General features: G+C 57.8%; 18 protein-coding genes. 8 read left to right on the forward strand and 10 right to left on the reverse strand.

Features of this window, described 5'->3' with window-relative positions; all coding sequences use genetic code 11:
• Positions 1-151 precede the first annotated feature (151 nt).
• Both ACFPOU_RS05715 and ACFPOU_RS05720 read right to left on the reverse strand, forming a co-directional pair.
• Positions 152-1,201, reverse strand: coding sequence for a PIN domain-containing protein (locus ACFPOU_RS05715; protein ID WP_379718081.1), 1,050 nt, complete (start codon positions 1,199-1,201; stop codon positions 152-154).
• 69 nt (positions 1,202-1,270) lie between these two features.
• Complete coding sequence (locus ACFPOU_RS05720; protein WP_379718083.1) at positions 1,271-1,411, reverse strand: zf-TFIIB domain-containing protein; 141 nt, start codon at positions 1,409-1,411, stop codon at positions 1,271-1,273.
• Positions 1,412-1,582: 171 nt separating this feature from the next.
• On the opposite strand from ACFPOU_RS05720, the gene ACFPOU_RS05725 reads away from it, so the two are divergent.
• The 5 genes from ACFPOU_RS05725 to ACFPOU_RS05745 all read left to right on the forward strand — a co-directional run bounded on the left by ACFPOU_RS05725 (position 1,583) and on the right by ACFPOU_RS05745 (position 8,422).
• Positions 1,583-2,893 (forward strand): 5'-methylthioadenosine/S-adenosylhomocysteine nucleosidase family protein, encoded by a 1,311-nt coding sequence (locus ACFPOU_RS05725; protein WP_379718085.1) that lies wholly within the window; start codon positions 1,583-1,585, stop codon positions 2,891-2,893.
• 13 nt (positions 2,894-2,906) lie between these two features.
• Positions 2,907-4,202 carry a GTPase-associated system all-helical protein GASH gene (locus tag ACFPOU_RS05730; protein WP_379718087.1) on the forward strand — a complete coding sequence of 432 codons (1,296 nt, stop codon included), beginning with the start codon at positions 2,907-2,909 and terminating at the stop codon, positions 4,200-4,202.
• 92 nt (positions 4,203-4,294) lie between these two features.
• Positions 4,295-5,161 (forward strand): TRAFAC clade GTPase domain-containing protein, encoded by an 867-nt coding sequence (locus ACFPOU_RS05735; RefSeq protein WP_379718089.1) that lies wholly within the window; start codon positions 4,295-4,297, stop codon positions 5,159-5,161.
• Entirely contained in the window at positions 5,148-5,993 is an 846-nt protein-coding gene (locus tag ACFPOU_RS05740) for a TRAFAC clade GTPase domain-containing protein (RefSeq protein WP_379718091.1), read from the forward strand. Before ACFPOU_RS05735 ends, ACFPOU_RS05740 begins: the two co-directional genes overlap by 14 nt.
• Before the next feature lie 20 nt (positions 5,994-6,013).
• On the forward strand, positions 6,014-8,422 hold the full coding sequence (locus ACFPOU_RS05745; protein ID WP_379718996.1) for a GAP1-N1 domain-containing protein: 2,409 nt from the start codon (positions 6,014-6,016) through the stop codon (positions 8,420-8,422).
• Between the two features lie 253 nt (positions 8,423-8,675).
• Here the strand turns inward: ACFPOU_RS05745 and ACFPOU_RS05750 are convergent, their stop codons facing one another.
• From ACFPOU_RS05750 to ssb, 5 genes are all read right to left on the reverse strand, one after another.
• Positions 8,676-9,110 carry a hypothetical protein gene (locus tag ACFPOU_RS05750; protein WP_379718093.1) on the reverse strand — a complete coding sequence of 145 codons (435 nt, stop codon included), beginning with the start codon at positions 9,108-9,110 and terminating at the stop codon, positions 8,676-8,678.
• Positions 9,107-11,104, reverse strand: a complete 1,998-nt coding sequence (locus ACFPOU_RS05755; RefSeq protein WP_379718095.1) for an integrase — start codon at positions 11,102-11,104, stop codon at positions 9,107-9,109. Before ACFPOU_RS05755 ends, ACFPOU_RS05750 begins: the two co-directional genes overlap by 4 nt.
• On the reverse strand, positions 11,101-12,636 hold the full coding sequence (locus ACFPOU_RS05760) for a site-specific integrase (RefSeq protein WP_379718097.1): 1,536 nt from the start codon (positions 12,634-12,636) through the stop codon (positions 11,101-11,103). The genes ACFPOU_RS05755 and ACFPOU_RS05760 overlap by 4 nt, the downstream gene beginning before the upstream one ends.
• Positions 12,623-13,873, reverse strand: coding sequence for a tyrosine-type recombinase/integrase (locus ACFPOU_RS05765; protein ID WP_379718099.1), 1,251 nt, complete (start codon positions 13,871-13,873; stop codon positions 12,623-12,625). Before ACFPOU_RS05765 ends, ACFPOU_RS05760 begins: the two co-directional genes overlap by 14 nt.
• A 134-nt stretch (positions 13,874-14,007) precedes the next feature.
• Positions 14,008-14,505 (reverse strand): single-stranded DNA-binding protein, encoded by a 498-nt coding sequence (ssb, locus tag ACFPOU_RS05770; RefSeq protein ID WP_379718101.1) that lies wholly within the window; start codon positions 14,503-14,505, stop codon positions 14,008-14,010.
• Positions 14,506-14,955: 450 nt separating this feature from the next.
• Here ssb and uvrA point away from each other — a divergent pair, with 450 nt between their 5' ends.
• On the forward strand, positions 14,956-17,805 hold the full coding sequence (gene uvrA / locus ACFPOU_RS05775; protein ID WP_379718103.1) for an excinuclease ABC subunit UvrA: 2,850 nt from the start codon (positions 14,956-14,958) through the stop codon (positions 17,803-17,805).
• Between the two features lie 175 nt (positions 17,806-17,980).
• On the opposite strand, the gene ACFPOU_RS05780 is transcribed toward uvrA, so the two are convergent.
• Positions 17,981-19,846 (reverse strand): phosphoenolpyruvate carboxykinase (GTP), encoded by a 1,866-nt coding sequence (locus ACFPOU_RS05780; protein ID WP_379718105.1) that lies wholly within the window; start codon positions 19,844-19,846, stop codon positions 17,981-17,983.
• Between the two features lie 337 nt (positions 19,847-20,183).
• Between ACFPOU_RS05780 and ACFPOU_RS05785 the strand changes: the two genes are divergently transcribed.
• Entirely contained in the window at positions 20,184-21,167 is a 984-nt protein-coding gene (locus ACFPOU_RS05785; RefSeq protein ID WP_379718107.1) for a D-2-hydroxyacid dehydrogenase family protein, read from the forward strand.
• Between the two features lie 24 nt (positions 21,168-21,191).
• On the opposite strand, the gene ACFPOU_RS05790 is transcribed toward ACFPOU_RS05785, so the two are convergent.
• Positions 21,192-21,947, reverse strand: coding sequence for an L-asparaginase (locus tag ACFPOU_RS05790; protein WP_379718109.1), 756 nt, complete (start codon positions 21,945-21,947; stop codon positions 21,192-21,194).
• A gap of 138 nt (positions 21,948-22,085) precedes the next feature.
• On the opposite strand from ACFPOU_RS05790, the gene ACFPOU_RS05795 reads away from it, so the two are divergent.
• Complete coding sequence (locus ACFPOU_RS05795; RefSeq protein WP_379718111.1) at positions 22,086-22,571, forward strand: asparaginase domain-containing protein; 486 nt, start codon at positions 22,086-22,088, stop codon at positions 22,569-22,571.
• Positions 22,572-22,637: 66 nt separating this feature from the next.
• On the opposite strand, the gene ACFPOU_RS05800 is transcribed toward ACFPOU_RS05795, so the two are convergent.
• Entirely contained in the window at positions 22,638-23,534 is an 897-nt protein-coding gene (locus ACFPOU_RS05800; protein ID WP_379718113.1) for a recombination-associated protein RdgC, read from the reverse strand.
• Positions 23,535-23,565 lie beyond the last annotated feature (31 nt).

Genomic DNA, 23,565 nt, shown 5'->3' on the forward strand with positions numbered 1-23,565 from the left:
CGGTCGAATATGAAAAGCAGTATTTCCAGCGGCTCGCGAGTGTCTAGTAAACTCGTGGCGATTCACACCAGTGGATCTGATACGCCAAAGGAAATGGCCGTTTTCTACCTTCCACGGTCTGCTCGAGGCGACGCACCCATTAAGCGATGAGTTACTTGTATGTCTCGTACTGCGCGATTTCCACGTACACAAAAGAATCGTCTAAAAAACTTAAATTATCGAGTGAAACGGGTTTGCCGGACTCATCTACTGACAGAATCATCGAGAATCGAACTTCGAAATCGACCTCCGTTTCACCACTTACATCCCCCCAGGGAATAGCAACTTTATCCTCAGAATCCCAAGAGGCAGTATCCCAGTCCGGATGGGTATATGACACGTCAGCCGTTACGGTCGCATACCCAGCGACGAGAATATTTCCCCCGTCCTTGATGGAACGAAATGCAGTGAAATAATCGAGTTTTACGTTGGTCACTGTCGCGTCATCAATCTCCCCACCTTCGACATCCAAAACTTGAAGGCCCCAGTTGGACACTTCTGCATCGAAACGGGAAACAAGCTCATCGTGGTCATCATCGAAGAACCCCTCGAGCTCTGGAGCTGCAATTTCGAGCCCCAATACCGCGAACAAGTCTGCGAATGTCTTTACAAGTGAAATGTTGCTCACCGCTTTCGACGGCCCCACAAAGTCGCCATCCGACGACACAATAATGATCGGCAATCCGTTGTCGGCTATTCTCCGAAGACATCCAAAGATGAACGCATCAGGGAATTGGTCCTTCTTTCCCTCCCCGCTGAAAAAACCTTCACGTCTTGAGTACGCCTCCAACACTTCAGAAGGTAGCACATCGTTCACAGATAGAATCTTTGCTCCAAGCGCCTCAAACATTCGCTCAGTAGCTTTCCGATATTTCTCGACCAACGAGTCTTTCAGCTTAACTTTAGTGATCTCGGGCAGTGTCACGCCGAGTACGTCATTTAAAATCGCTCGAAAATGCGGGCGAGAAAAGTCTTTGACCACGTCGAGGTCATTCTCGGCATGCTTCTTCGCAACCTCTATCATGGTTAAATCGGTTGTCAGTACTGACACCAACCCAGCATCAACAAGGTCGCCTAGCCGTTCGATGATCGGACTACCTTGTTTACCTTCTTGAATCAAGACGTTCGCATCGAGAAAAACTTTTTGAGGAGAGTTGGGCATGCCGGTATAAGGTAGAAGTTATGTCAACAATCCATGTGGTCGGATGCACTTTACGTTCGAAGTGACCTGCTACCAGTTTAGAGACAGAAGCCATTGTCTACCACGGAATTCGCTCTGCGGAAAGAGCCAACATCTGAGTGGGCAGGAGAACCACAATCCGCCACAGTCCAGACAACTGTCTATCTGCATGTCGTCCCTCCGGATCGGCAAGAGGGACTCAGCTACCTAGACATGGTTGATCGGTGCGCCCTTAATGCCATGGGCTGCCGACGCACCCCTTTACGCTTAACTCATTCTTAAATTCTCTTCACATTCGCCCTTGAAATTAAATGTAACTTGCGCAATATTGGGAGCTTGTGCTTCCAGCGAGAAATATTATTTATGCCCTCCGCCCCTATTGCTGTCGATGTCTTAGTCGTATGCGCACTTTTTGATGAATTTCAGGCTCTGCTCGACGTCACCGAAGGCATCGTGGAGCCAGGCTGGGCAAATGAAACGAGTAAAAGCGGCTGGCTGACGGCTAGTGCTACGTTCCGAGGCAACCAAGCAGAAATGGTTCGCATTGTCGCCACATTTGCTAGCGGTATGGGTCGAGAAATCGCGTTGGCGACTGTTATGGAACTCTTGAACGAACATCCTGCGCGCTGTGTGGCGATGAGCGGTATCTGTGCAGGTCGACGCGGCAAGGTCTCCCTCGGAGACGTCATTTTCGCCGATCGCCTCTATTCCTACGACGCAGGCAAAATCACTGTAGAGGACGGCCTGACGAAATTCGAAGGCGATATCTTGCAATTCAATCCTAGTCGTCAGTGGGTGCAGCGCATGATTGCGGTCGCAAACTCGGCGCCGGGGTCATGGGTAGGGACCCGTCCCGAACCGGCGCATGAGCAGCAGGAAGAATGGGTCTTGCGACGCTTGATCGACGGCGAAAATCCGCTTCAGGCGCCTGACTTCAAGAAAGCGTGTCCAGACTGGCCCGAGGTCCTGGGTCGTCTCACTCGCCGTAAATGGATTGAAAAAGGATTGACACTAACTGAGACCGGTCGCGCGCGCGCTGACGAACTCCGCTTGTCCCATCCGGATGGGCCACAGCCCCCAAAGCCATTCACGGTACATGTGGCACCGATGGCTACTGGCGCCGCAGTCGTGGAAGACACCGGAATCTTTCCTCGTCTAGCGCAAAGCATGCGCAAAGTATTGGGCATTGACATGGAAGCTAGCGCGCTGGGCGCAGCGGCGCATTTCCGCGATATCCCAGTCATAGTGGTTAAAGCAGTCTCTGACTTCGGTGACCCATTTAAAGACGATCGTTATCGGTACTTTGCAGCGCGCGCCTCAGCTGAGTACCTACTGCGTCTGTTAAAAATGTCAATGGACCTGTTGCCCGGCACTGCTGTCTCGAGTACTCCCGAGGCGAGCGCCGCAGTAGCTGGCGTGCCGCTTGATCTGATCGAAATACTTGCCGAGCTCTATCCGGAGGTCGGGCAAGCACGCGCAATCTGGGAACGCGCTGGCGGAAAGGGTTCTGAAGTCGAAAATGTCAGCCGGCCGCAAGACCTTTGGCAGCGCCTTTGGCTTCGCAGCACCCGTGGAGCGTCCGTTCGACCGGGCATGCTCTTACAAGTCGTAAAAACTGATGCTCCTTTTAATGAAGTGATCCAGCGGCATTTGGCGAACTGGTCGAAAGTATAGAGAAGGAAATACGATGGGCAAAATGCTGACAGACCTGATCTCAGCCGGTCTTGTAACCAAACTGGATGGCCATGACGATCGCCTCGGGAAAATAAACCGTGCAGCGGCTGTGCTTGCCCAGGCGCTTCGGAAGGATCGACAGCTGTTGATTCCTGCTGTACTTACGGGTCTGAACGCTAACGCGACCATTAACGACGCCATGATGTTGAAAGCCGAACAGGCACTTCAGTCGGAATGGCCTACCGTGGCTACTGTACACACAGACCAGCCGATTTCTCTATACCGGGCGCTGTTGCTTGACGCATGCCAGCAAGCTGGGGACGGCGCCAATGCCGCTGTAATTTGGTACACCGCAGCGGATACGCTGAGGTACTCGCCCTTGGACCGCGAAGCAACCGCAGTTAGAGAAATGATGCAAGAAATGGCGCACCGGGCTGAAGAGGCTGCGGTAGCTAGCGCAGTGCCCCAAGAGAGCAGCGAGAGTCGGTCGTCGTCCAGTTCCCCTAGGAAAGCTACTTCAGAGATTGAAAACGCCAGGGTCGACCGGGACGCTTTCGAACTCAGGATAGCAGCCGCGCTCGGTCAAACCAGTCGCAACGGTAAGGCGCTAACAGACCATAATCGCTACTGGCCGCACGCCAACCCTCAGGAGTGGGCGCATGACGCAGCTCCACGTCTGCAAAACGCAATTTCAGAGCAGCTAGACGAACTAGCCGCGGCTAATGAGGAGCAAATGGCCAAATTGGAGGCACGAACCGTGCAGCAACTCCAATCAATTAAGAAAACAGCACAGCAGGAAATTGCAAAGGCGCGCGACACTTCGCCGGCAGAGCGGCAACGCCTCGACACCTTGTGGTGGTTAGAATCCTTGTACTCCACGTCATTACACTGCAGTTATCGAGAACTGGACAACGAGCTCGCGGCCGTCACGATGGCGTACGACTTGCTATCTCTCATGTCAGGCGTCATGCCCGCCAGTCTTCCTTACTTGCTTGCAGAGGGGATTAACCGGTTGCCGGGAGCTTCCTTCCGCGAAAAGGTTTCGATTGAAACCCTTCTATACAATCTTAATAAACAGCGTTCACGGTTGCCTGCTGACTGGCTCAAGGGCATCAAGCCGAGCGTACCCGATGCGCGGTTCAGCCTGCGCGATTTAGTCATAGCTGCGCTGTTGAATGATGCTCCGGACATTAATAGCTTGCTGGGCAGAGCAGCGATAGCTCCAGCAACAGAGATGTCGTTGCCGGAATTCGGCCGAGCAGTATTGCGCCAGGAACACGCTGTACGTCTCGCGGCGACGAAGCAATGAACGCACGCGTTTGCACTAATCCAAACTGTTACCAGCATGAAGGGGAAACCTGCCCCTTGGGTCACCTTGCCCCCGCTGCCGAATGTGACGCGATGAAGAAAGGTGCACCTCGAAAGAGCGCTCCTACGCCTTCGGCCATTGCACAGCAGGCCCGTGTGCCATGGTCGGGCAGCGCTTTGGGGTTAGATGACCTATTCCTACTGGCCAGCCGTGCGCGTCACTTGTTAATCGGTGTGATCGGAGCGCATGACTCAGGCAAAACCACATTGCTGACAGCGAATTACTTAAAAATCCTCGAAAGCGGCGTACTTGCCGATCGCACTTTCTCTGGCTCTTGGACACTAGGAGCGTGGGAATCTTTGGCCGCATGGATGCGGTTTCAGGACAAGCGCGAACCGTCGTTCCCACCACACACGCCTAGGGGAACGGGGCGTGTTCCAGGAATGCTTCACTTGGCTCTTCGCAGTCGATCTGTAGGTTTTCGAGACGTCTTTTTCACGGACGCTCCAGGCGAATGGTTCTCTCGATGGGCTATCAAAGAGGACGCACCTGACGCAGAGGGCGCAAGATGGATTGTCCAGCATTCTGACGCTTTCCTTATCGCAGCCGATTGCGAACGTCTTTCAGGTGCAAACAAAGGACCAGCACGCAACGAGTTGCGACAACTCTTGGAACGCCTCGGTAATCACATCGATGGCAGGCCAGCAGTCTTAGTATGGACAAAGAGCGAACATACCGTCCCCGACGGTATCCGTCGATCAATCACAGAGGCGTTAAAAGTCAACCTTCCGCATGCAGTCGAGCTTTCGTCAAGCGTGTCAGCACCAGAATCCTTTGTCGATGTTCTTGCAACGATCGTTTTATCGACGTGGGAGGGCAAGGTCGCACTGCCGATCATTGAACCAGTAAGCGTTGCTAATCCGTTCTGGGCGTTCAGAGGGCATCATGGACAAACCTAAAATGGTCTTGCTTGGCGGACCAAATAGCGGGAAGACGCATTACGCGGGACAACTCTACGGCCGCCTCCGCCGCCGCCCAGGCCGTTTGAGGCTAGCTGAAGGTGGAACTCCTGTAGATCTGTCGCCACTTGAAGATGTCCTGGCTAGCTTGGAGGAAGGGCGCGCTGCGGAGCACACGTCTGCCAGCACCTGGGCAGAAATTACTCTTCCAATCGTTGATGACACCGGAACTGAATTCGAGCTGAACTGGCCCGACTATGGCGGGGAACAGCTTCGTACAGCATTCAATGAACGCGCTATCTCTGAATTGTGGCGGACTCGCTTGAAAGGCGCTCAGGGGTGGATTCTCATGATCCGGTTGAAAACTGAAGTCACCTACCCAGGCGCTATTGAGCGGATGGTGGAGCGCAGTCACACCAACGAGCAAGGATCGTCGCGAGCAACCAACTGGGATTCGAATGCTTATTGGACTGAACTCACCCAAATCTTGCTGCATGTAGGTGGTCTCGGTACAGTAGAACAGAAACACCTGCCCCGACTTGCAATCATGCTTTCATGTTATGACGAGGTCAATGCTGGAGAAGTGCCACCAGCAACAATCTTAGCCCGATACTTGCCACTGTTCTCGACATTCCTGCATAGCGTCTGGCCATCCGATGCTGTCAGCGTATGGGGACTTTCTTCCTTGGGACGGGAGTTAAACAGAAGAAGTCACGATGACGCTTTTATAGATAACGGGCCGGAGACCCAAGGCTGGACGGTGTTGCCGGCCGGCGGCCCAAGCAGCCAAGACCTGACGCTGCCGTTACACTGGCTACTGCAGTCCAAATGAATGCACCAATACGTCCAAGCATGCCTGTCCGAGCTACTTATGGGGAAAAGGACAACATGCACACCTTGCTCTCATGCACCAGGGATGGGCACGCCTTACCTGCAACCTTAGCCGGCTTTACCGACAAACCTCAAGGCCATTTGGGACCTGGAGACTGCTGGTGGCCCTCTGTTGGCTGCGGTCCCTTTGGTGATTGGTGGGCGATCTGGTGGTCTGTGCCTGATGATCGGGCTGCTAGAGCTGGCATGGCGCGTGCAGAGGTCGCACTTTGGCTTCTTGAAGATGTATCTGAAATCGACGACCTAGGCAAAGTAATGGAGTCCCTCAATGGAGGCGTGCCGGTACCGGCCGCATCACCAAAACTCCTCGCTGCCGTTGCTGAAGCCTTGATCCGCGACAGTGATCCCCACCTCATCGCCGACCTCCAAGTGTGGCCTAGCGTCCTAGCAGGTTTGTGGCCCAGATTGTGGCCGGCAGCGCGTCGAGAATTTTCGGCTTGGGTAACCCTGAGTCCTCCACAGATGGGGGACTCAAAGTACATTCCTTGGCTTTACGCGGTTCCTTCAGGCCGGGAAAAGCAATGGCCATCGAACGTTATCGTCAATCCGCTCGATACTCCTACCATCAGTCGCGGGGCACGATGGTTGATGGGAAATTCTGATGCTACCCTCGACGAGCTGCTTGTCGAATGTCCTTTTCCAGATGGTTCCGCAACACACTTGAATCGTATCGCGCGCGCAGCCGAACGTTTGGACCGAGTACGTAGCGCTCCAGATGCCGCGTCTGGAACAGAACTGGCACGGACTCTAGCAGCCATTGACCCAAGGCCCACCGGGGCACTGCAGCTTAAGAAGGAGGCGTTACGCGCAGTGTGCGTGAACTTAGCTTCTTCCCCACTCTCAGCAATTCGCGCCCTTGCTAATCTCGATGCAACGCACTTCCCGGCGGACGCGATGCCATCAACCGCGCTTCGAGCATGGGTGTCCGACCAGCTGCCTAATTTACCTCCCAGCGATATGGAAATCGCTCTCAACGTCTTCCTAACTGACAAAGCGCAACCTTGGTGGCTCACTGCGTTTCGCGATGGATTGCGCGAAGGGCTCAACTGCCTACACCCAGCCTGGTGTAACGTGATGCTCTTCTGCCTGTGCAACATTCCAGATTTGTCGACACTTTCCTCGAACATCGTCAATTCTTCCGAACTAGAATTCGGCGTAATAAACGCGGTTGCAAGCTCTCAGCTCACTAAAGAGGAACTTCAAGCACTACGCCGAGCTACTTACACACTCGGATGGTCACGTCTACACGCCACTACCGTGTGGCGCTTGCTTCCTTCTCTCGAAGCCATCAAGGAACAACTCCGTTTCCCCGTAAACCCTTGGGACGGTGCCGAGGTGCTTCTACAGGAAGCTCGTGATGAAGATGTGGTGCGTGGCGCTGTCGAGCTAGGGGATGCGCGATTGGTGAGCACAGCTGCACGTTTGTCGATTGCGAAGCCTACCCTTCTCCGCTCGATGGATCTAGCAGTAATTGGGTGGCGGCAAGTTTGGGTCAAGCATATCACTGAAGGAGGAAACCCTTGGCCAAGCGGAATTGCACGTGATGTTGAAGCGTCCAAATTCCTTCATGCCGTCCTCACCAATCAATACCAACGAGGTCCAATTGCGCGGTTGGCACCGGATTTTGCGGTAGCAGCGCTTGAACTTCCAGGACGGGAAAAGCTCTGGTCGCACTTGGACGCCAACGAGGCAAGCTTACTTGTGCAAGAAACTGCCAAGCTTTTGCTGAAAAAACTAGAACAAGGGGAAGAATTTCCCCAACCGGAGCTGGCCTTGTCCGATGCCGTTCTAACGCAGGCAGGACAAATCAAATTGGCGGCACAGACCCTCGTGTCGATCATTTCGTGGAATCTGGCGCTTGAAGAACGAGCCGTACGAAGCTGGATACGTCAGGTATCCCTTACAGGCGAGGTCGGCCGGCAAATTGGTAAGCTTATCCGCGACCGCCACTGGAACAACACTGCCAACGATCTCTACGTTCGATTTATTTCGGGAGAAAGAGAAGTACTTACAGCTCTCAGCGAGTGTCGGGATCAGTTATGGTGGTGGGAGAGGATACAGATTCCAGTACCTGGCTCAGCCGGTAGTGCAGCACCCACGAGGGATGATCTCGTGCGTCGCGCTGGAGAACTTGGCGGCGATTTGGCTGCGACGTCGCTCGACGACATCTGGGAACGCGCTGGCGGATCTGTAAAGGTACTACTGGCACATGGGACGCCGGCTGAAAGATGGAATCAAGCGTGCAGAAAAGCAAATGATGGCGCACTGGACGGAGGCTTACTGGCTCTAGTAAATGTTCTACTAGCCGATCTCCCTAATAACCATCAGCTTGTCGATCTCCGACGCGAGTTGCTGCGAAGCCCACGTTAAAGTAATTCTGGCCGTCCTTCATCCATACTCGCACTGGTCAATTGAATGAAGGCGGTTGCTCTTTCTGTCGTCTTGGCAGAGTCCACATATCTGGTGGAACTTGTTGAACGGCTGCTTCGGTATACCGTTTGGTGTGTGAGACGTGATAGCCCTCGTCACTGAGATACGCGTGCTTTAGCCAGCCGGCCATTTGCTCCGGCGACATTGCAACCGGAGTTTGCTTGGAACGGTATCAACCAGCACCCGGTCACCGTTACTTGATGCCCTTATTTTGATCACGATTCGGCTTAGGCAACGGCGCGTTGAGCATACTCATTGTGATGCCTTTGCGCTCAGCATTAATCGCCCAAGTTACAAACTGCTCGCTGAGCAAGTTGTTCTCCGCCTGGAGCCGCTCGGCCTTAGCTTGCAGTCGGGAGACTTGTTCCAATGCGACCCGGAGCCGCTCATCTTTTGGCTCGCTGCTAGTCCGGGGTAGAGTGCCACGAAGAATGTCCTTTTTAAAAGAGAAAGCATTTGCAATCTCAGGATAGTCGGCAAACGTGAATCGGGAGTACCGGTGGCCTGTTAGGATTTCCACCTCGTCCAGGAGGAGATCCCAAGTGAGCTTCCTCTGCCAGCCATCTAGGGCGTTGAGAACCTGCTGGAGAACTTCATGTGTCAGGTCTGGTGCGCGGCTCTTCTTCATACCACCACCTTGTGTCGCGTCTTGCGGACAAACTTTATCGAATGCGCGTTATCTTTCGTGACAAGGGGAGCGTTGGTTACGTCGAGACGAATACGGGCTCCGGACGGCACGCTCGGATCCTCCAGAATCGCAATCAGCGAGTTGACCCGTTCCAAGGTCTTGGTTTGGTGTGCGACCCAGATATCTGCCCCAAACTCCTCCTCGCTAAGCGCTTGGCGAGCCCTCCCTAGCAGGACCTCGGTCTCGTCCTTTAATTGACGCAGGTTGGCTTCTTTATGAGAGTCGCCCTTGACGCACTCTTGCTCCTCACAGTTAATACAGTCGGCGTACAACTGGCACGGTTCGCTGGCGAAGTCGTGTTGACACCAGCCGTATTTGGTCGTGTGTGCGGCGGCAATTCCGAGCCCCCTGAACTCGTTTCTCTCGATGAGGCGATGCTCATCGGATACAAGCTCTAGCTCCGATGTGAAACCGTTCTTTAATGCGTCTGAAATGGGCGCCTGCACCTCCGCAGAAGTCATGTGGTCGTAGGCCCTGTTTTGCCTCTGGTCTTTACGTCCCGAGAAAAGGGCGATTTCTGCACTACTTAAACCTCCGGTTTGGGCTAGCATGTTCAAGTAGTGGCGCAATGCGTGGCTACGCAACTCGATAGGAGACCCATCGTCCTCTGTGTAGCCAAAACGCTTAAAAATGGACTCCCGACCTTCCCGGGCCCCATAGGGGTTTGTGATGGTCTGGTAATCTACCGTGGTGAACATGCATAGGTAGGTGCTCCTGATTGAGTGCATCTCATTAACGCGCATGACGGCCATCGCATCGTGACATTTAAGATCAGGCTCACCTGGCATGAACGGAAAAGTTGCCGGCAGCATGCCAAGCACCGCCTTTTCTACGTCTGCAAATAAATATTCATTTTCGCCGCAGGGGCGCAAGTCATGCGTTTCCTTGGCCCAGTTCTTCGCCACGTCCGCTCCTGACTCATTACCCCACAGCAGCAACGCAATGTCTGAAAGTGACAGCGTTGTTCTATCCTTAAGGTGCTCGGCATCTGCATGCAAATAGATGGTCTCAGGGTTCTCGGTGTACCACCGTGCAAGGACATTGGCAGGCGTGGTGATCTGCAGAAGGTTGCCCACTGCTTCTCGAGCAACCGGGACCATAGCTGACGGCAACCACTTAGTCGTGTTTTCAAAACCTTTCGAACCTGACCATCGAAGGCCAAGCTTGCCTTTGAACTCACCATCTCCCTCTACAAGGCAATTGCGGCGTAACCGGACAACCTCGTTAATGCGTTCCGGCGCGCACATCATAAGAGCTGTGTTGCTGGACACGAGGATATCCGGTGCTTTGACTGCCGTACTAAAAATGCCAGCGATCGCCCGAAGACAAGCCCGCGATGGCAGCTTCTCCTGTCGAGCTACCAGCGCTTCTTTGGATATCCGTGTCCCAGTTTCTTGGGGCTTCTTTCTCCCATGGTGCCACGGCTGACGAAGGGTAATAAACCCCTTTGTCTGCATAAAGCTAGCGATAGTCTTAAGCTGGCCGGCGACACGATAAGCGACGGCGTCCGATACCTGCGCATAGGCTAACTCGATTGCAGTGTCCAGTACTTCTTGGTTGACAGCTGTTGGTCGCGACGCCTTATTCCATTGGCGAAGAGCCGCTTCCATGCAACGCAATGCGGTGATGAGAGGGGAATGAGACACGACAGGGCGTTTGTCGTGCAGGTAGATGACCGTCCCTTTGGCGAAATCCAGGAATGGGGCAGGCATGCTCGGCTCCGGTTCTGCCTTTGCGGATGCCTCAAGAGTACTAAACACTACCCGATTAACTTTATTCTGTCCCTTGAGATAGCCAACGGCCCACGCATTCAACTCGAATTGGGTACTAGCCGCCAGCACATCTGAGCTTTTACAGAGCTCGACAAAAGCTAAGACGTTCGACATGGGGTCCAGTTCCGCGCGTGGAACGAAATTAAGGACAGGAGTGCTCATGCAGCGTTCTCCGCCTCTGCCATGCGCTCTTGGCGCACTTGCTCACACAGAGCGATGACTTCTTCGACTGCACGGATGACCTCGTCATTGATGGAGACCATACGGGAGTCTTCCGCCGCTTGCTGGCGTTCTTTTAGGAGGCGCTCGCGCACCTCCTCATGCGGCGCGTCCAAGAACGGCTCGAATCGGAAGCAGGTGTAACAGGCGACAGGTTTATTGAACGCGCAGCCTTTGGCGCATTGGTTGCAACCGCCCAGCGTCTCGTCTGATATTCGGAAATCGATGATTCTGCTACCCGGCGTCCCCTTCTGCGTCGAGTTGGCTTCATCTTCCACCAGGCGACCTTGAAAGGCCCTTGCGAGAGGTGCGAGCAATGGCCCCATCGCCTTGTCTATGTTCTCAACGACTTTCGGAGAGGCAGAGAAGTACACATCGACGTTCTGGAGGTCGGCGTGCCCTAGGCGGTTGGCGATAACCACCTTGCTAGCACCCTCTTCGGCGAGACGTGTCCCGTACGTGTACCGGAAACGTTTGGGCGTTACAGGCAGAGGTGCGAAGTCAAGGCGAGCAGTCGGTGGCGCTACTTCCTCAACCTCCTCCTGAAATCGGCGTGACAAATGCCTCGGCTCGCAGTGGCCATAAAAAAGATCATCGGGGTTGCGAAGTTCTTTTCTTGGTCCTTGGCGCATGATAACGTCTTCACGGAAGAGCGGGGAATCATCCGTATATCCGTCCCCTTTCAGTCCGGTTATATAGTCTGAAAGAAGGTGTGCTGTCTGCGGGCTGATGTCAAATTCCAAAAAGCGACTTCGAGCATGCTCATCGCGTGTCTTGGCCTGCGGCAGCCGAAGTACCCGCGTATCCGGGTTGAAGTCAATGATTTTAAGAGAGGCGTACTGCGAAATCCGCCCACCGCACGCCAACAGCAGGCGACACAGAATGACGGACCAAAGCGGGAGGTGTCCCCGGCCGTATGCTGCGTTGACCGCAGAGTATAGGGCTGTCACCTCGACCTCACTCAAAGGACCAGTTAAGGGATTTCGAGTCGTGACCGCTTCTCCCTTCTTATTTCCAGGCTTCCTCTGCTCTGCAAGATATGTTGCGCATTCATGGCTTATTCCCGGAAGATTTAATGCCACCCACTTCTGGATGAGCCCGTTGAGGGTGCCAATCCTCCAGGCTTCGTTGTGACGAAGTTTCGATGCGAAATTTGAAAGACTCGCTGCAGTAAACTCCCCCACCGGGCAGGGGCCTGTCAGCTCAACGAAGTACCGAAAGGCTACCTCTAGATTGACAACATGCGCCGACGAGCTAGACTTGAAGAATGCGGTGAGGGCATGCTTCAGTGAGAGGACATAGCGTTCATATCCCCCTGAGTAGCGCGTGAAGTCGATGCGGGCTTTGAATGGGCCATCTGTCCACATCCAAATGTCGGCATTGGGATTTAAGCTAGCACCGTTTCTTGAAAAAATTCGGTCGGGTAGAGAGATGGCAACCGCCGTCGAGGCGCGAACTTGATTAGTCTGGGACATCTAATTTTTCTTGTAACTTCAATGATAATTCACGCCCCTTGCGGGCCGCGTACCTCCGGGTATAAGTGGCAGCCGACTTAGAGTTGTCCGCCCACCCTTGTTGTTCATTACGCGCCTTCTCCTCAACAGCTTCGCTCAACTGCATCGCCTCGGCCTGCTCCGAGAACCGGTCGTTCCATGTATGGCGCATGACGTGGCTGGACAGGTTTATCTCTAGACCAGGGCATGCACGCCGTATGTCAGCGAAGATTTTGTCGATGGTCTTGTAGGCCAGCGCTGGGCCTTCCTCGGACGCGAGAAGGTATGGGTGCTTTCGGGCAGCCTTTATCTCCCGTCGCAGAGCGACATGGGTCCACACTGCCCTCATGATTGAGGGCCGTAGCTCAATTGTTCGTTCGCGCGTCTTCGGCGTCGGCTGAATCAATCGAGTGTCCACACTCTCATCGGCCCGTCGGATGATATCCAGCTTGGGCTCGCGCTGCTTTAGATCGCGAAGCTGGATGTTCAGGAGTTCGCCGCGCCGCATTCCTGTGGCCAAAAGCAGGACCACTATCAACCAGTTCCGATCCCGGACAAAGCCTCGCTTCCACGGATTATTCGGTGATTGGGGGTGAATTATCGCAAGCAATCGGTTCTGATCCGCCTCGGACATCCCTTCGCGGTCGCCAAGCGTGGCCCGCTTGGAAACCGTGGGAACTTGAGCCCGCAAAATGTCTAAGACCTGCTTCGACTCGGCCAGAAGCTGGCTTTTCAAGTCCGGGGGAAGGCCTGGAGCAATATAGCCGGCAAGGAAGTTCAAGTAGCTGATGATGTATCGAAGCCGGGTCGCGTGGTTTGCGACCCCAACCGGTCGGCGGTCAGGCTGCGTTACCTTCCGCCGCATTCGAACGCGATGCAGGTCTATGACTTTGCTCTTGCTGGACTTCGTTGAAGTGTCCTCGCTGAGATCGTCGGCTCTATATTGCGCTATATCGACTAAACGATGTATCTCTGGGGCGGTTAAAAACTGACCGCTTTGAAGCCGCGCCAACAGATCTATCTTTGCTTCATGCAGCCACCGATAGACTAAGGCCAAAGTCGTGCATACGACATGAATTGTGTTTGCCGCCCTCCCTCGAGTTCTGAAACTCGCGAGGAACAGGGTAGCTTCATGAACAGGTAGACCGCCAACGCGACTCAACACAGAGTGGCGCTCTCCGTTCCGGAACTGGATACGTTTGGCGATGAATCGCGTCATCTACCCACCAATCTGACAAAAGCGCAATTAAGCAATTGCCTGATTAAAACATATAAATTGATGTGGGTAAAGAAAAAGACCCCTTCTCATAGGGAGAAGGGGTCCGCTAACAACAAAATTGTGTTTAGGCTCGATTAGAACGGGATGTCGTCATCCATGTCCGAGAAGTTCGGCGCCGGACGCTGCGGCTGCGGACGGGCCGCTGGCGCCGCCGGCGCCTGGCGTGGGGCCGGACGCTGCTGCGGCTCGTAGCCGCCGCCGTCGTCCATGCCCATGTCGTTGCCACCGCCCATGCCGGCGCGGCCGCCCAGCATCTGCATGTTTTCAGCGACGATGTCGGTGGCGTAGCGCTCGATGCCGTCCTTGTCCGTGTACTTGCGGGTCTGCAGGCGGCCTTCGACGTAGACCGACGAACCTTTTTTCAGGTATTGACCGACGATCTCGGCCAGGCGGCCGAAGAACGAGATGCGGTGCCATTCGGTCAGCTCTTTCTGCTCGCCGGTGTTCTTGTCCTTCGACTTGAATGAGGTGGCGACCGCGATGTTCGCGATGGCGTCGCCGCTCGGCATATAGCGAATTTCCGGATCGCGGCCGAGGTTGCCGACGATGATGACCTTGTTGACTGATGCCATGGTGGTACTCCTTCAAATGATGTGACCCTGACTCTGCACAAGACTGAACGCCAGGGAACTGGGTACTGCAACGCGATATTATGGGGCCGAAATGGCGCCTTTAAAAGACAATTTTGTTGGGCTGAGTCAGCATCGGGAGCGGCGCAAAAAGCACCGGATCGCTGTCGCCAGGTGCCTCGCCGGGCACGCACATTTATTTTCGGATTCTGAACGCTTTGACATTGAAGCTTTGCCGAAACGGCTCACATACGGCGGAACGGATATTGTCGATTTCAAGTCAGCTTGCCCGAACGACAAGGGACGCTGGCGACGCTGCACCATCAGAGTACTGGATGAATGTACAGCCGCAACAAAAACGCGTTAAACTAGCAGATTCCCCTCGATTGGCCCGCCCACCGCGACAGTCACGTGCGCGGCCCGCATAAAATTATTGAAAGCCTGCCAACCTCAATGGAAGAAATTCGTATTCGCGGCGCCCGCACGCACAATCTGAAGAACATCAATCTCAATCTACCGCGCAACAAGCTGATCGTGATCACCGGCTTGTCGGGCTCGGGTAAATCCTCGCTCGCCTTCGACACCCTGTACGCCGAGGGCCAGCGCCGCTATGTCGAATCGCTGTCGGCCTATGCGCGCCAATTCCTGCAGCTGATGGAAAAGCCGGACGTCGACCTGATCGAAGGCTTGTCGCCGGCCATTTCCATCGAGCAGAAGGCGACCTCGCACAATCCGCGCTCGACCGTCGGCACCGTTACCGAGATCCACGATTACCTGCGCCTGCTGTACGCGCGCGTCGGCACGCCCTACTGTCCCGACCACCCGCACGAGCCGCTCGCGGCGCAGACCGTCTCGCAGATGGTCGACACCGTGCTGGCCATGCCCGAAGGCACGAAATTGATGATCCTGGCGCCGGTCGTGGCCGGCCGCAAGGGCGAGCACAGCGATTTGTTCGCGGGCATGCAGGCCCAGGGTTTCATTCGTTTCCGCATCCAGAGCGGGGTCAATCCGGCCAAGATCTACGAGATCGACGAACTGCCGAAACTCAAAAAAACGGAAAAGCACACGATCGACGTCGTCATCGACCGCGTCAAGGTCAATCCGGACATCAAGCAGCGCGTGGCCGAAAGTTTCGAAACGGCCCTGCGCCTGGCCGATGGGCGCGCCGTCGCCTTCGAGATGGATTCCGAGCAGGCCACCGTGTTCTCGAACAAGTTCGCCTGCAACGTCTGCGGTTACTCGCTGCAGGAACTCGAGCCGCGCCTGTTCTCGTTCAACAATCCGATGGGCGCCTGCTCGCAGTGCGACGGCCTCGGCCACATCGAGTTCTTCGACCCGAAACGCATCGTCGCCTTTCCGAACTTGTCGCTGGCGTCCGGCGCCGTGAAAGGCTGGGACCGACGCAACCAGTTCTATTTCCAGATGCTGTCGAACCTGGCGACCCATTACGCGTTCGACCTGGATAAACCCTTCGAGCAATTGCCGAAGAGCGCGCAGGATGCCGTGCTGTTCGGTTCCGGCAAGAATGCGATCCCGTTCACCTATGTGAACGAGCGCGGCCGTACCGTGATTCGCGAACACACCTTCGAGGGCGTGGTGAACAACCTGCAGCGCCGTTACCGCGAGACCGATTCGATGGCGGTCAAGGAAGAGCTGTCCAAGTTCATCAACGAAAAGAAGTGCCCATCCTGCGACGGCGCGCGCCTGCGTACCGAAGCGCGTTTCGTGAAGATCGGCCAGGGCGCCCAGCAGCGCGCCATCTACGAGGTGTCCGACAAACCCTTGCGTGACACGCTGGAATTCTTCGAGACCCTGGTCTTGACCGGCGCCAAGAAGGAGATCGCCGAACGCGTGATCAAGGAAATCATCGCGCGCCTGAAATTTTTGAACAATGTCGGCCTCGATTACCTGTCGCTCGACCGCAGCGCCGATACCCTGTCGGGCGGCGAGGCGCAGCGCATCCGCCTGGCCTCGCAGATCGGCTCCGGCCTGACGGGCGTGATGTACGTGCTCGACGAACCCTCGATCGGCCTGCACCAGCGCGACAACGACCGCCTGATCGGCACCCTGAAGCACTTGCGCGACATCGGCAACAGCGTGCTCGTGGTCGAGCACGACGAGGATGCGATCCGTACCGCCGACTACATCGTCGACATGGGTCCGGGCGCGGGCGTGCACGGCGGCCAGATCATCGCCGAGGGCACGCTCGAACAGATCATGGCCAACGAGCACTCGATCACGGCCCAGTATCTCGACGGCCGGCGCAAGATCGTGGTGCCGAAGAAGCGCACGCAAGCCAATCCCGAGCGCCAGCTGGTGATCACGAATGCCACCGGCAACAATCTGCGGGGCGAGACCCTGACGCTGCCGGTCGGCCTGATGACCTGCATTACCGGTGTCTCGGGTTCGGGTAAATCGACGCTGATCAACGACACGCTGTATCCGGCCCTGTCGCGCCACCTGTATGGCTCGCAGACGGAACCGGCGCCGCACGATGCGATCTTCGGGCTGGAGCATTTCGACAAGGTCATTTCGGTCGACCAGGCGCCGATCGGCCGTACGCCGCGCTCGAACCCGGCGACCTACACCGGCCTGTTTACGCCGATCCGCGACCTGTTCGCAACGGTGCCGACGGCCAAGGAACGCGGCTATTCGGCGGGCCGCTTCTCGTTCAACGTCAAGGGCGGCCGCTGCGAAGCCTGCCAGGGCGATGGCGTGATCAAGGTCGAGATGCACTTCCTGCCGGACGTCTACGTGCCCTGCGACGTCTGCCACGGCAAGCGCTACAACCGCGAAACGCTCGAAGTGCACTACAAGGGCAAGAGCATTACCGAAGTGCTGGAGATGACGGTCGAAGACGCGCATGCCTTCTTCAAGCCGGTGCCGGTCATCGCCCGCAAGCTGCAGACCCTGCTCGACGTCGGCCTCGGCTACATCAAGCTGGGCCAGAGCGCGACGACGCTGTCGGGCGGCGAGGCCCAGCGCGTCAAGCTGTCGCTGGAACTGTCCAAGCGCGACACGGGCCGCACCCTGTACATCCTGGACGAGCCGACCACCGGCCTGCATTTTGCCGACATCGACTTGCTGCTGAAGGTGATTCACCGCCTGCGCGACCAGGGCAATACCCTGGCCATCATCGAGCACAATCTGGACGTCATCAAGACGGCGGACTGGATCGTCGACCTGGGGCCGGAAGGCGGCGCCGGCGGCGGCAAGATCGTCGCCAGCGGGTCGCCGGAAGAGGTGGCGGACAACCCGGCCAGCGTGACGGGCAAGTACCTGAAGCCTTTACTGGTGCAGTAGGCAAGCGGGTCCCGGTCGCCGCTCATTCCGCATCGGGCAGATCGTACCGGGCCAGGGCGCCGGCCGCGGCACGCCTTGGCATAAAATCGCACTCGTCCAAATGAAAAAAGGGACAGGCGCCGCCTATCCCTTTTCCGCTTATGCGCCTGCTTGCCGCAAGCGCCTTCCACCAAGCTTATTCAGCCAGGCGGCGCTCCAGTTGCTGCTTGGTCGTCGCCAGTTCCTGGGGCAGGCGATAGGACAGCTTTTCGAACAGTTCGGTGTGCAGTTTCAATTCTTCGCGCCAGGCGTCCTTGTCGATCGAGGTGATCTGCTCGAACTGCACTTCGGTGAACTCAATGCCTTCCCAGTTCAAGTCGGTGTAGCCGGGCGAGGTGCCGAACAGGTGCTCGCTGCCGCCGGCCTGGCCTTCGGTGCGTTCGAGGATCCACTTCAGCACGCGCATGTTGTCGCCGTAACCCGGCCACACGAAATTGCCCGACTCGTCGGTGCGGAACCAGTTGACGCAGAAGATCTTCGGCAGCGCGGCCGCGTTCTTCGCCTCGACCTTCTTGCCCAGGTCGAGCCAGTGCTGGAAGTAGTCGCTCATGTTGTAGCCGATGAAAGGCAGCATCGCGAACGGATCGCGGCGCACGACGCCCATCTGGCCGGCGGCGGCGGCGGTCGTTTCCGAGCCCATGGTCGCGGCCATGTAGACGCCTTCGACCCAGTTATTCGCTTCGGTCACCAGCGGCACGGTGGTCGAACGGCGGCCGCCGAAGATGAAGGCCGAGATCGGCACGCCGGCCGGATCGTCCCAGCTTGGATCGATCACCGGGTTCTGGGTGGCGGCCACCGTGAAGCGCGCGTTCGGATGGGCCGCCTTGGTGCCCGATGCCGGGGTCCAGTCCTTGCCTTGCCAGTCGATCAGGTGGCTCGGCGCTTCTTTCGTCATGCCTTCCCACCAGACGTCGCCGTCGTCGGTCAGCGCGACGTTGGTGAAGATGACGTTTTCACGCAGCGAGGACATGCAGTTCGAGTTGGTCTTGTCGTTCGTGCCCGGTGCGACGCCGAAATAACCGGCTTCCGGATTGATGGCGTACAGCCGGCCGTCGGCGCCCGGCTTGATCCAGGCGATGTCGTCGCCGATGGTCGTCACTTTCCAGCCGTCGAAGGAATTGGGCGGGATCAGCATGGCGAAGTTGGTCTTGCCGCAAGCCGAAGGGAAAGCGGCGGCGACGTATTTCTTGTCGCCCTGCGGCGACTCGACGCCCAGGATCAGCATGTGTTCGGCCAGCCAGCCGGTGCCGCCGGCTTGCGCTTCCTGGTAGCCCATGTTCGAGGCGATGCGCAGCGCGAAGCATTTTTTACCGAGCAGCGCATTGCCGCCATAGCCGGAACCGAAGGACCAGATCTCGCGGGTTTCCGGATAATGGACGATGTACTTGGTGCTGTTGCATGGCCAGGCCACGTCCGGCTGGCCGGCCGCCAGCGGCATGCCAACGCTGTGCACGCACGGGACATAGTCGCCGTCGGTGCCGAGCACGTCGTAGACGGCCTTGCCCATGCGCGTCATGATGCGCATGTTGACGGCGACATAGGGCGAATCGGACAGTTCGACGCCGATGTGGGCGATCGGCGAACCGAGCGGGCCCATCGAGAACGGCACCACGTACATCGTGCGGCCGGCCATGCAGCCGTCGAACAGGCCGTTCAGGGTCGTGCGCATCTCGGCCGGGTCGGTCCAGTTATTCGTCGGGCCGGCCTGCTCTTTCGTGGCCGAGCAGATATAGGTGCGGTCTTCCACGCGCGCCACGTCCGACGGATCGGACTGGGCCAGGTAGGAATTCGGGCGCAATGCCGGATTAAGGCGCTTCATCGTGCCGGCTTCGACCATCTGCGCGCACAGGCGGTCGTACTCTTCTTCAGAGCCGTCGCACCAGTAGATGGCGTCCGGCTTGGTCAGGGCGGCGATGTCCGCCACCCAAGCGATGAGCTTCTGGTGCTTGATGTGGGCGGGAACGTTCAGGGCGGCGACACCGCTCATCACGGGCTGGTTCATGGTACCTCCAACAATTAAGAATTCTGGGTGGTCCCGGCACGGCGGAGCGTCGTCGGTGCCCGGGACTGCACGGTGGAATCCCTGAGCGCGGCGGTACGGCGGTCGTGTCGACGGCCTCGAAGGCAAGGCGATGGAACGGGGTCAAGCCAGGTCTGTTATACACTTCCGTGCTGTCAAACCCTCAATTAATCGGCCGATTGTACACCTGCCAAACGCGTTTCAAGCGCCACGAATCGAAAAATGTAGGAAATATAGTTGACTAATGTAGTGGGCTACTTCGATTCCCGGAGAAAGCGTTATTCCTTTACGTGCTCATCCACAACTTCGCTCAATTCCGATGAAAATTGCCATTCTCGACGATTATCAGAACGCCGTACCGGCGCTCGACTGTTACAACATATTGGACGGCCACGCGGTCAAAGTGTTCAACAATTCTGCGCGCGGCCTGGGCCAGCTTGCCATCCGGCTCGCGCCCTTCGATGCGCTGGTGCTGATCCGGGAACGGACCAGCCTGCCCGCTGCCCTGCTGGCCAGGCTGCCGAACCTGAAGCTAATCGTGCAAACCGGCAGGGTCGGCGCGCACGTCGACGTTGCCGCCGCCACCGCTCGCGGGATCGCCGTTGCCGAGGGCGGCGGCTCGCCGGTGGCGCCGGCCGAACTGACCTGGGCCCTGATCATGGCGGCCAGCCGCAAGATCGTGCCATATGCAAACAACCTGAAAGACGGCGTATGGCAGAGCGCCTCCGTCAATCCCGCGCTCAACGGCATCGGCCGCGTGCTGCGCGGGCGCACGCTGGCGATCTGGGGCTATGGCAAGGTCGGCAAGCTGGTGGCCGGCTATGGGCAGGCGTTCGGGATGCGGGTGCTGGTCTGGGGCAGCCAGGCCGGCCGGCAAGCGGCGCTGGCCGACGGGATCGAAGTGGCGCCCTCGCGCGAGGCGTTCTTCGAAGAAGCCGATGTATTGACCCTGCACTTGCGGCTGGCCGATGCCACGCGCGGCATCGTCACCGGCGCGGACCTGGCGCGCATGCAAGCGGACGCCTTGTTCGTCAATACGAGCCGGGCCGAACTGGTGGCGGAAGGTGCCCTGGTGGCGGCGCTGCATCGCGGGCGGCCGGGGATGGCGGCGCTCGACGTGTTTACCGAAGAGCCGCTGGGGCCGGATGCGCCGCTGCTGCGGATTCCGACGGTGCTGGCGACGCCGCACCTGGGGTATGTCGAGCGCGACAGTTATGAATCGTATTTCAGGGCGGCGTTCGAGAACGTCGCGCAATTTGCGGCCGGCACGCCGACGAATATCGTCAATCCCGAGGTGTTGTAGGCTGCGCCGGCAGCGTGGTGGCGCTCAGCGCAGTTCTGGCTCGCCCGCCAGGTTGAATTTGCGCGCCGGCATTGCGTGCGGGCGCGTCCACAAGCCGGCCCAGCCCGGCGGCCAGCCGATCTCGGGTCCGGCATAGGCCGGCAAGCCGGCGCGCACCGCCACCACCGGTACCGGCGGCGCCTCGACCAGGCCGCCGCCAGGGGTTCGCTCGAGGTTCAGGCTGTACATATAGCCCGGCAACAGCGCATCGCAGGTGGCGGCAAACCAGGCCGTGTGGTCCTCGTCGCGGCCGAGTGCCTGGGCCAGGCCTTGCGGGTCGAACCTGGCCAAGGCGTGGATCAGCTCTTCGGTGGTGGCGCCGGGCGTGTCGCCCCAGCCCAGCACCGGATTGTTGTTGTACTCGGCGCCCGAGCCGTACCAGCCTTCGCGCCAGGAACGCTGCATCCAGTTGCGCTGGCCGGTAAACAGATGCCAGCGCCAGTGCAGGCCGGAAGGCTTGGGCCAGGAGTACAGGTAGAGCTTCTGGTAGCCGGCCTGGTGCAGCGCGCGCACGACCGCCATCAGGCGCGCATGCGGCATGCGGTCGGGCGGCGCGCGCCGGAAGAGAATGGGTTCGCCGTCGGCGTGCTGGACTTCGTCGCTCGACAGGTTCAGGTCGAGCGTGCGTGCTTCGTTACCGAAGCGCGCCGAAATCCAGCCCGTCAGCAGGTTGACATGGGTGATCACGCCATACCCGCGGTGACGGTGGAAAATAACGGTTCCTGGAGCAACGGCTTTCATATAATTCTGCTGGGCTTGCCATGAAAAAAAAGGATGCCTACTCATCCGATCCCGGCGATTCTAGCGCAGTCACGGCGCGATACGCACGGGTTTGGCGCTATGATGTCCCACCTTTTTTTTCTGCGTGTATAAACCGATATGACTTTGCGACTCATCGCCACCGGCGGCACCTTCGACAAACATTACAACGAATTGACGGGCGTGCTCGGCTTTTCCGACAGCCACTTGCCGGCCGTGATCAGCCGGGCCCGTCTGACCGTTCCCGTCGCACTGCAAACCCTGCCCCTGCTCGATTCGCTCGACATGCAGGATGCCGACCGCCAGCGCGTGCTGGAAGCTTGCCAGGCAGCCGACGAACAGGCGCTCGTCATCGTCCACGGCACCGACACCATGCCGCAAACGGCCGCCGTGCTCGGCGCCGCCAGGCTCGGCAAGACCATCGTGCTGACCGGCGCCATGATTCCCTACGAAATTGCCAATTCGGACGCCCTGTTCAACCTCGGCTTTGCCTGCGGGGTCGCGCAAACGCTGCCGGCCGGCGTGTATGTCGGCATGAACGGACAAGTGTTTGCCTGGGACAATGTGACCAAGAACCGCGCCGCCGGCGTGTTCCAGCCGCTGTAGACCGATGCGAAAACGGACCCGTATGCGGGTCCGTTTTCGTCGCAAGCCGATCCGGCGGCGCGCGATTTACGCCTTCGCTTCCCCACCCAGCGCGTCGACCACGTCGGCCAGCATCTTGGCCAGTTCGCCGGTCATCAGCATGATGTCGTTATCGAAACGCTCGTCGTCGCTGTTGGTGACGCTCTCGCCTTCCTTGATGACGTCGAGCGGCTTGACGCCCTTGATCGCCAGCGATTCGGTCAGGACGAACGACACGCGGCTGTTCCAGGTCATGGCCAGGCGCGTGCATTGCTTGCCGGCGGCGATGTGGCGGCGGATATCGTCCGGATCGAGCGAGTGCTTCACGTAACGCACGGCAGCGCGGCTTTCGCCGGTCGCGCGCAGTTCCGTGTCCTGGTCGATCGTGAAGTTGTATGGCGCTTCATCGGCTTCCAGCCAGCCGGTCATCACGGCCACCGGCGAACGCTGCACGCGCAGCGATTCGAGCGGCATGCGGTCGACGCCCTTGAGCAGCAGCTTGACGACTTCGTCGGCCTTGGCCGGGCTGGCGGCGTCGACCACCAGCCAGCCGTTGACCGGGTCGATCCAGGTCCAGGTATTGCTGCGGATCGTGAATGCGCGCGGCAGCAGTTCCTCGGCCACGCGCTCCTTCAGTTCTTTCATCGCCTTCTTACCTGGAGGGAAACCTTGCTGCTCCTCCATCTCGGCAGCCTTGGCCTTGGCGACCTGGTTGATCACCGAGCTTGGCAGCAGCTTCTTTTCGGTGCCCAGCATCATCAGCATCTGCTTGTTGACGACGTGCACCAGAGCGCCGTTCGGACGCGGCGCATCCCAGCCCTGGCGCAGCAGTTCGTTGCTGTTCGCCGGCGTGAAGGCCTGGGGCGCGAGCGCCGCTTCCATCTGTTCGGGCGTGAAGGCCCACGGTGCGGGCAGGCGGTAAATCTGAAGATTCTTGAACCACATAGTTGCTTTCTGTTGTTTCAGTATTTCAGGG

This window comes from Massilia jejuensis (assembly GCF_042656795.1).
In the GTDB taxonomy this organism is placed as follows: Bacteria; Pseudomonadota; Gammaproteobacteria; order Burkholderiales; family Burkholderiaceae_D; genus Telluria; species Telluria jejuensis.

What these genes read in the sequence shown, in the direction of transcription:
- ACFPOU_RS05715 (WP_379718081.1), bottom strand. Translation starts at nt 1,201, where the DNA reads ATGCCCAACTCTCCTCAAAAAGTTTTTCTCGATGCGAACGTCTTGATT.
- ACFPOU_RS05725 (WP_379718085.1), top strand. Translation starts at nt 1,583, where the DNA reads ATGCCCTCCGCCCCTATTGCTGTCGATGTCTTAGTCGTATGCGCACTT.
- ACFPOU_RS05730 (WP_379718087.1), top strand. Translation starts at nt 2,907, where the DNA reads ATGGGCAAAATGCTGACAGACCTGATCTCAGCCGGTCTTGTAACCAAA.
- ACFPOU_RS05735 (WP_379718089.1), top strand. Translation starts at nt 4,295, where the DNA reads ATGAAGAAAGGTGCACCTCGAAAGAGCGCTCCTACGCCTTCGGCCATT.
- ACFPOU_RS05740 (WP_379718091.1), top strand. Translation starts at nt 5,148, where the DNA reads ATGGACAAACCTAAAATGGTCTTGCTTGGCGGACCAAATAGCGGGAAG.
- ACFPOU_RS05745 (WP_379718996.1), top strand. Translation starts at nt 6,014, where the DNA reads ATGCCTGTCCGAGCTACTTATGGGGAAAAGGACAACATGCACACCTTG.
- ACFPOU_RS05750 (WP_379718093.1), bottom strand. Translation starts at nt 9,110, where the DNA reads ATGAAGAAGAGCCGCGCACCAGACCTGACACATGAAGTTCTCCAGCAG.
- ACFPOU_RS05755 (WP_379718095.1), bottom strand. Translation starts at nt 11,104, where the DNA reads ATGAGCACTCCTGTCCTTAATTTCGTTCCACGCGCGGAACTGGACCCC.
- ACFPOU_RS05760 (WP_379718097.1), bottom strand. Translation starts at nt 12,636, where the DNA reads ATGTCCCAGACTAATCAAGTTCGCGCCTCGACGGCGGTTGCCATCTCT.
- ACFPOU_RS05765 (WP_379718099.1), bottom strand. Translation starts at nt 13,873, where the DNA reads ATGACGCGATTCATCGCCAAACGTATCCAGTTCCGGAACGGAGAGCGC.
- ssb (WP_379718101.1), bottom strand. Translation starts at nt 14,505, where the DNA reads ATGGCATCAGTCAACAAGGTCATCATCGTCGGCAACCTCGGCCGCGAT.
- uvrA (WP_379718103.1), top strand. Translation starts at nt 14,956, where the DNA reads ATGGAAGAAATTCGTATTCGCGGCGCCCGCACGCACAATCTGAAGAAC.
- ACFPOU_RS05780 (WP_379718105.1), bottom strand. Translation starts at nt 19,846, where the DNA reads ATGAACCAGCCCGTGATGAGCGGTGTCGCCGCCCTGAACGTTCCCGCC.
- ACFPOU_RS05785 (WP_379718107.1), top strand. Translation starts at nt 20,184, where the DNA reads ATGAAAATTGCCATTCTCGACGATTATCAGAACGCCGTACCGGCGCTC.
- ACFPOU_RS05790 (WP_379718109.1), bottom strand. Translation starts at nt 21,947, where the DNA reads ATGAAAGCCGTTGCTCCAGGAACCGTTATTTTCCACCGTCACCGCGGG.
- ACFPOU_RS05795 (WP_379718111.1), top strand. Translation starts at nt 22,086, where the DNA reads ATGACTTTGCGACTCATCGCCACCGGCGGCACCTTCGACAAACATTAC.
- ACFPOU_RS05800 (WP_379718113.1), bottom strand. Translation starts at nt 23,534, where the DNA reads ATGTGGTTCAAGAATCTTCAGATTTACCGCCTGCCCGCACCGTGGGCC.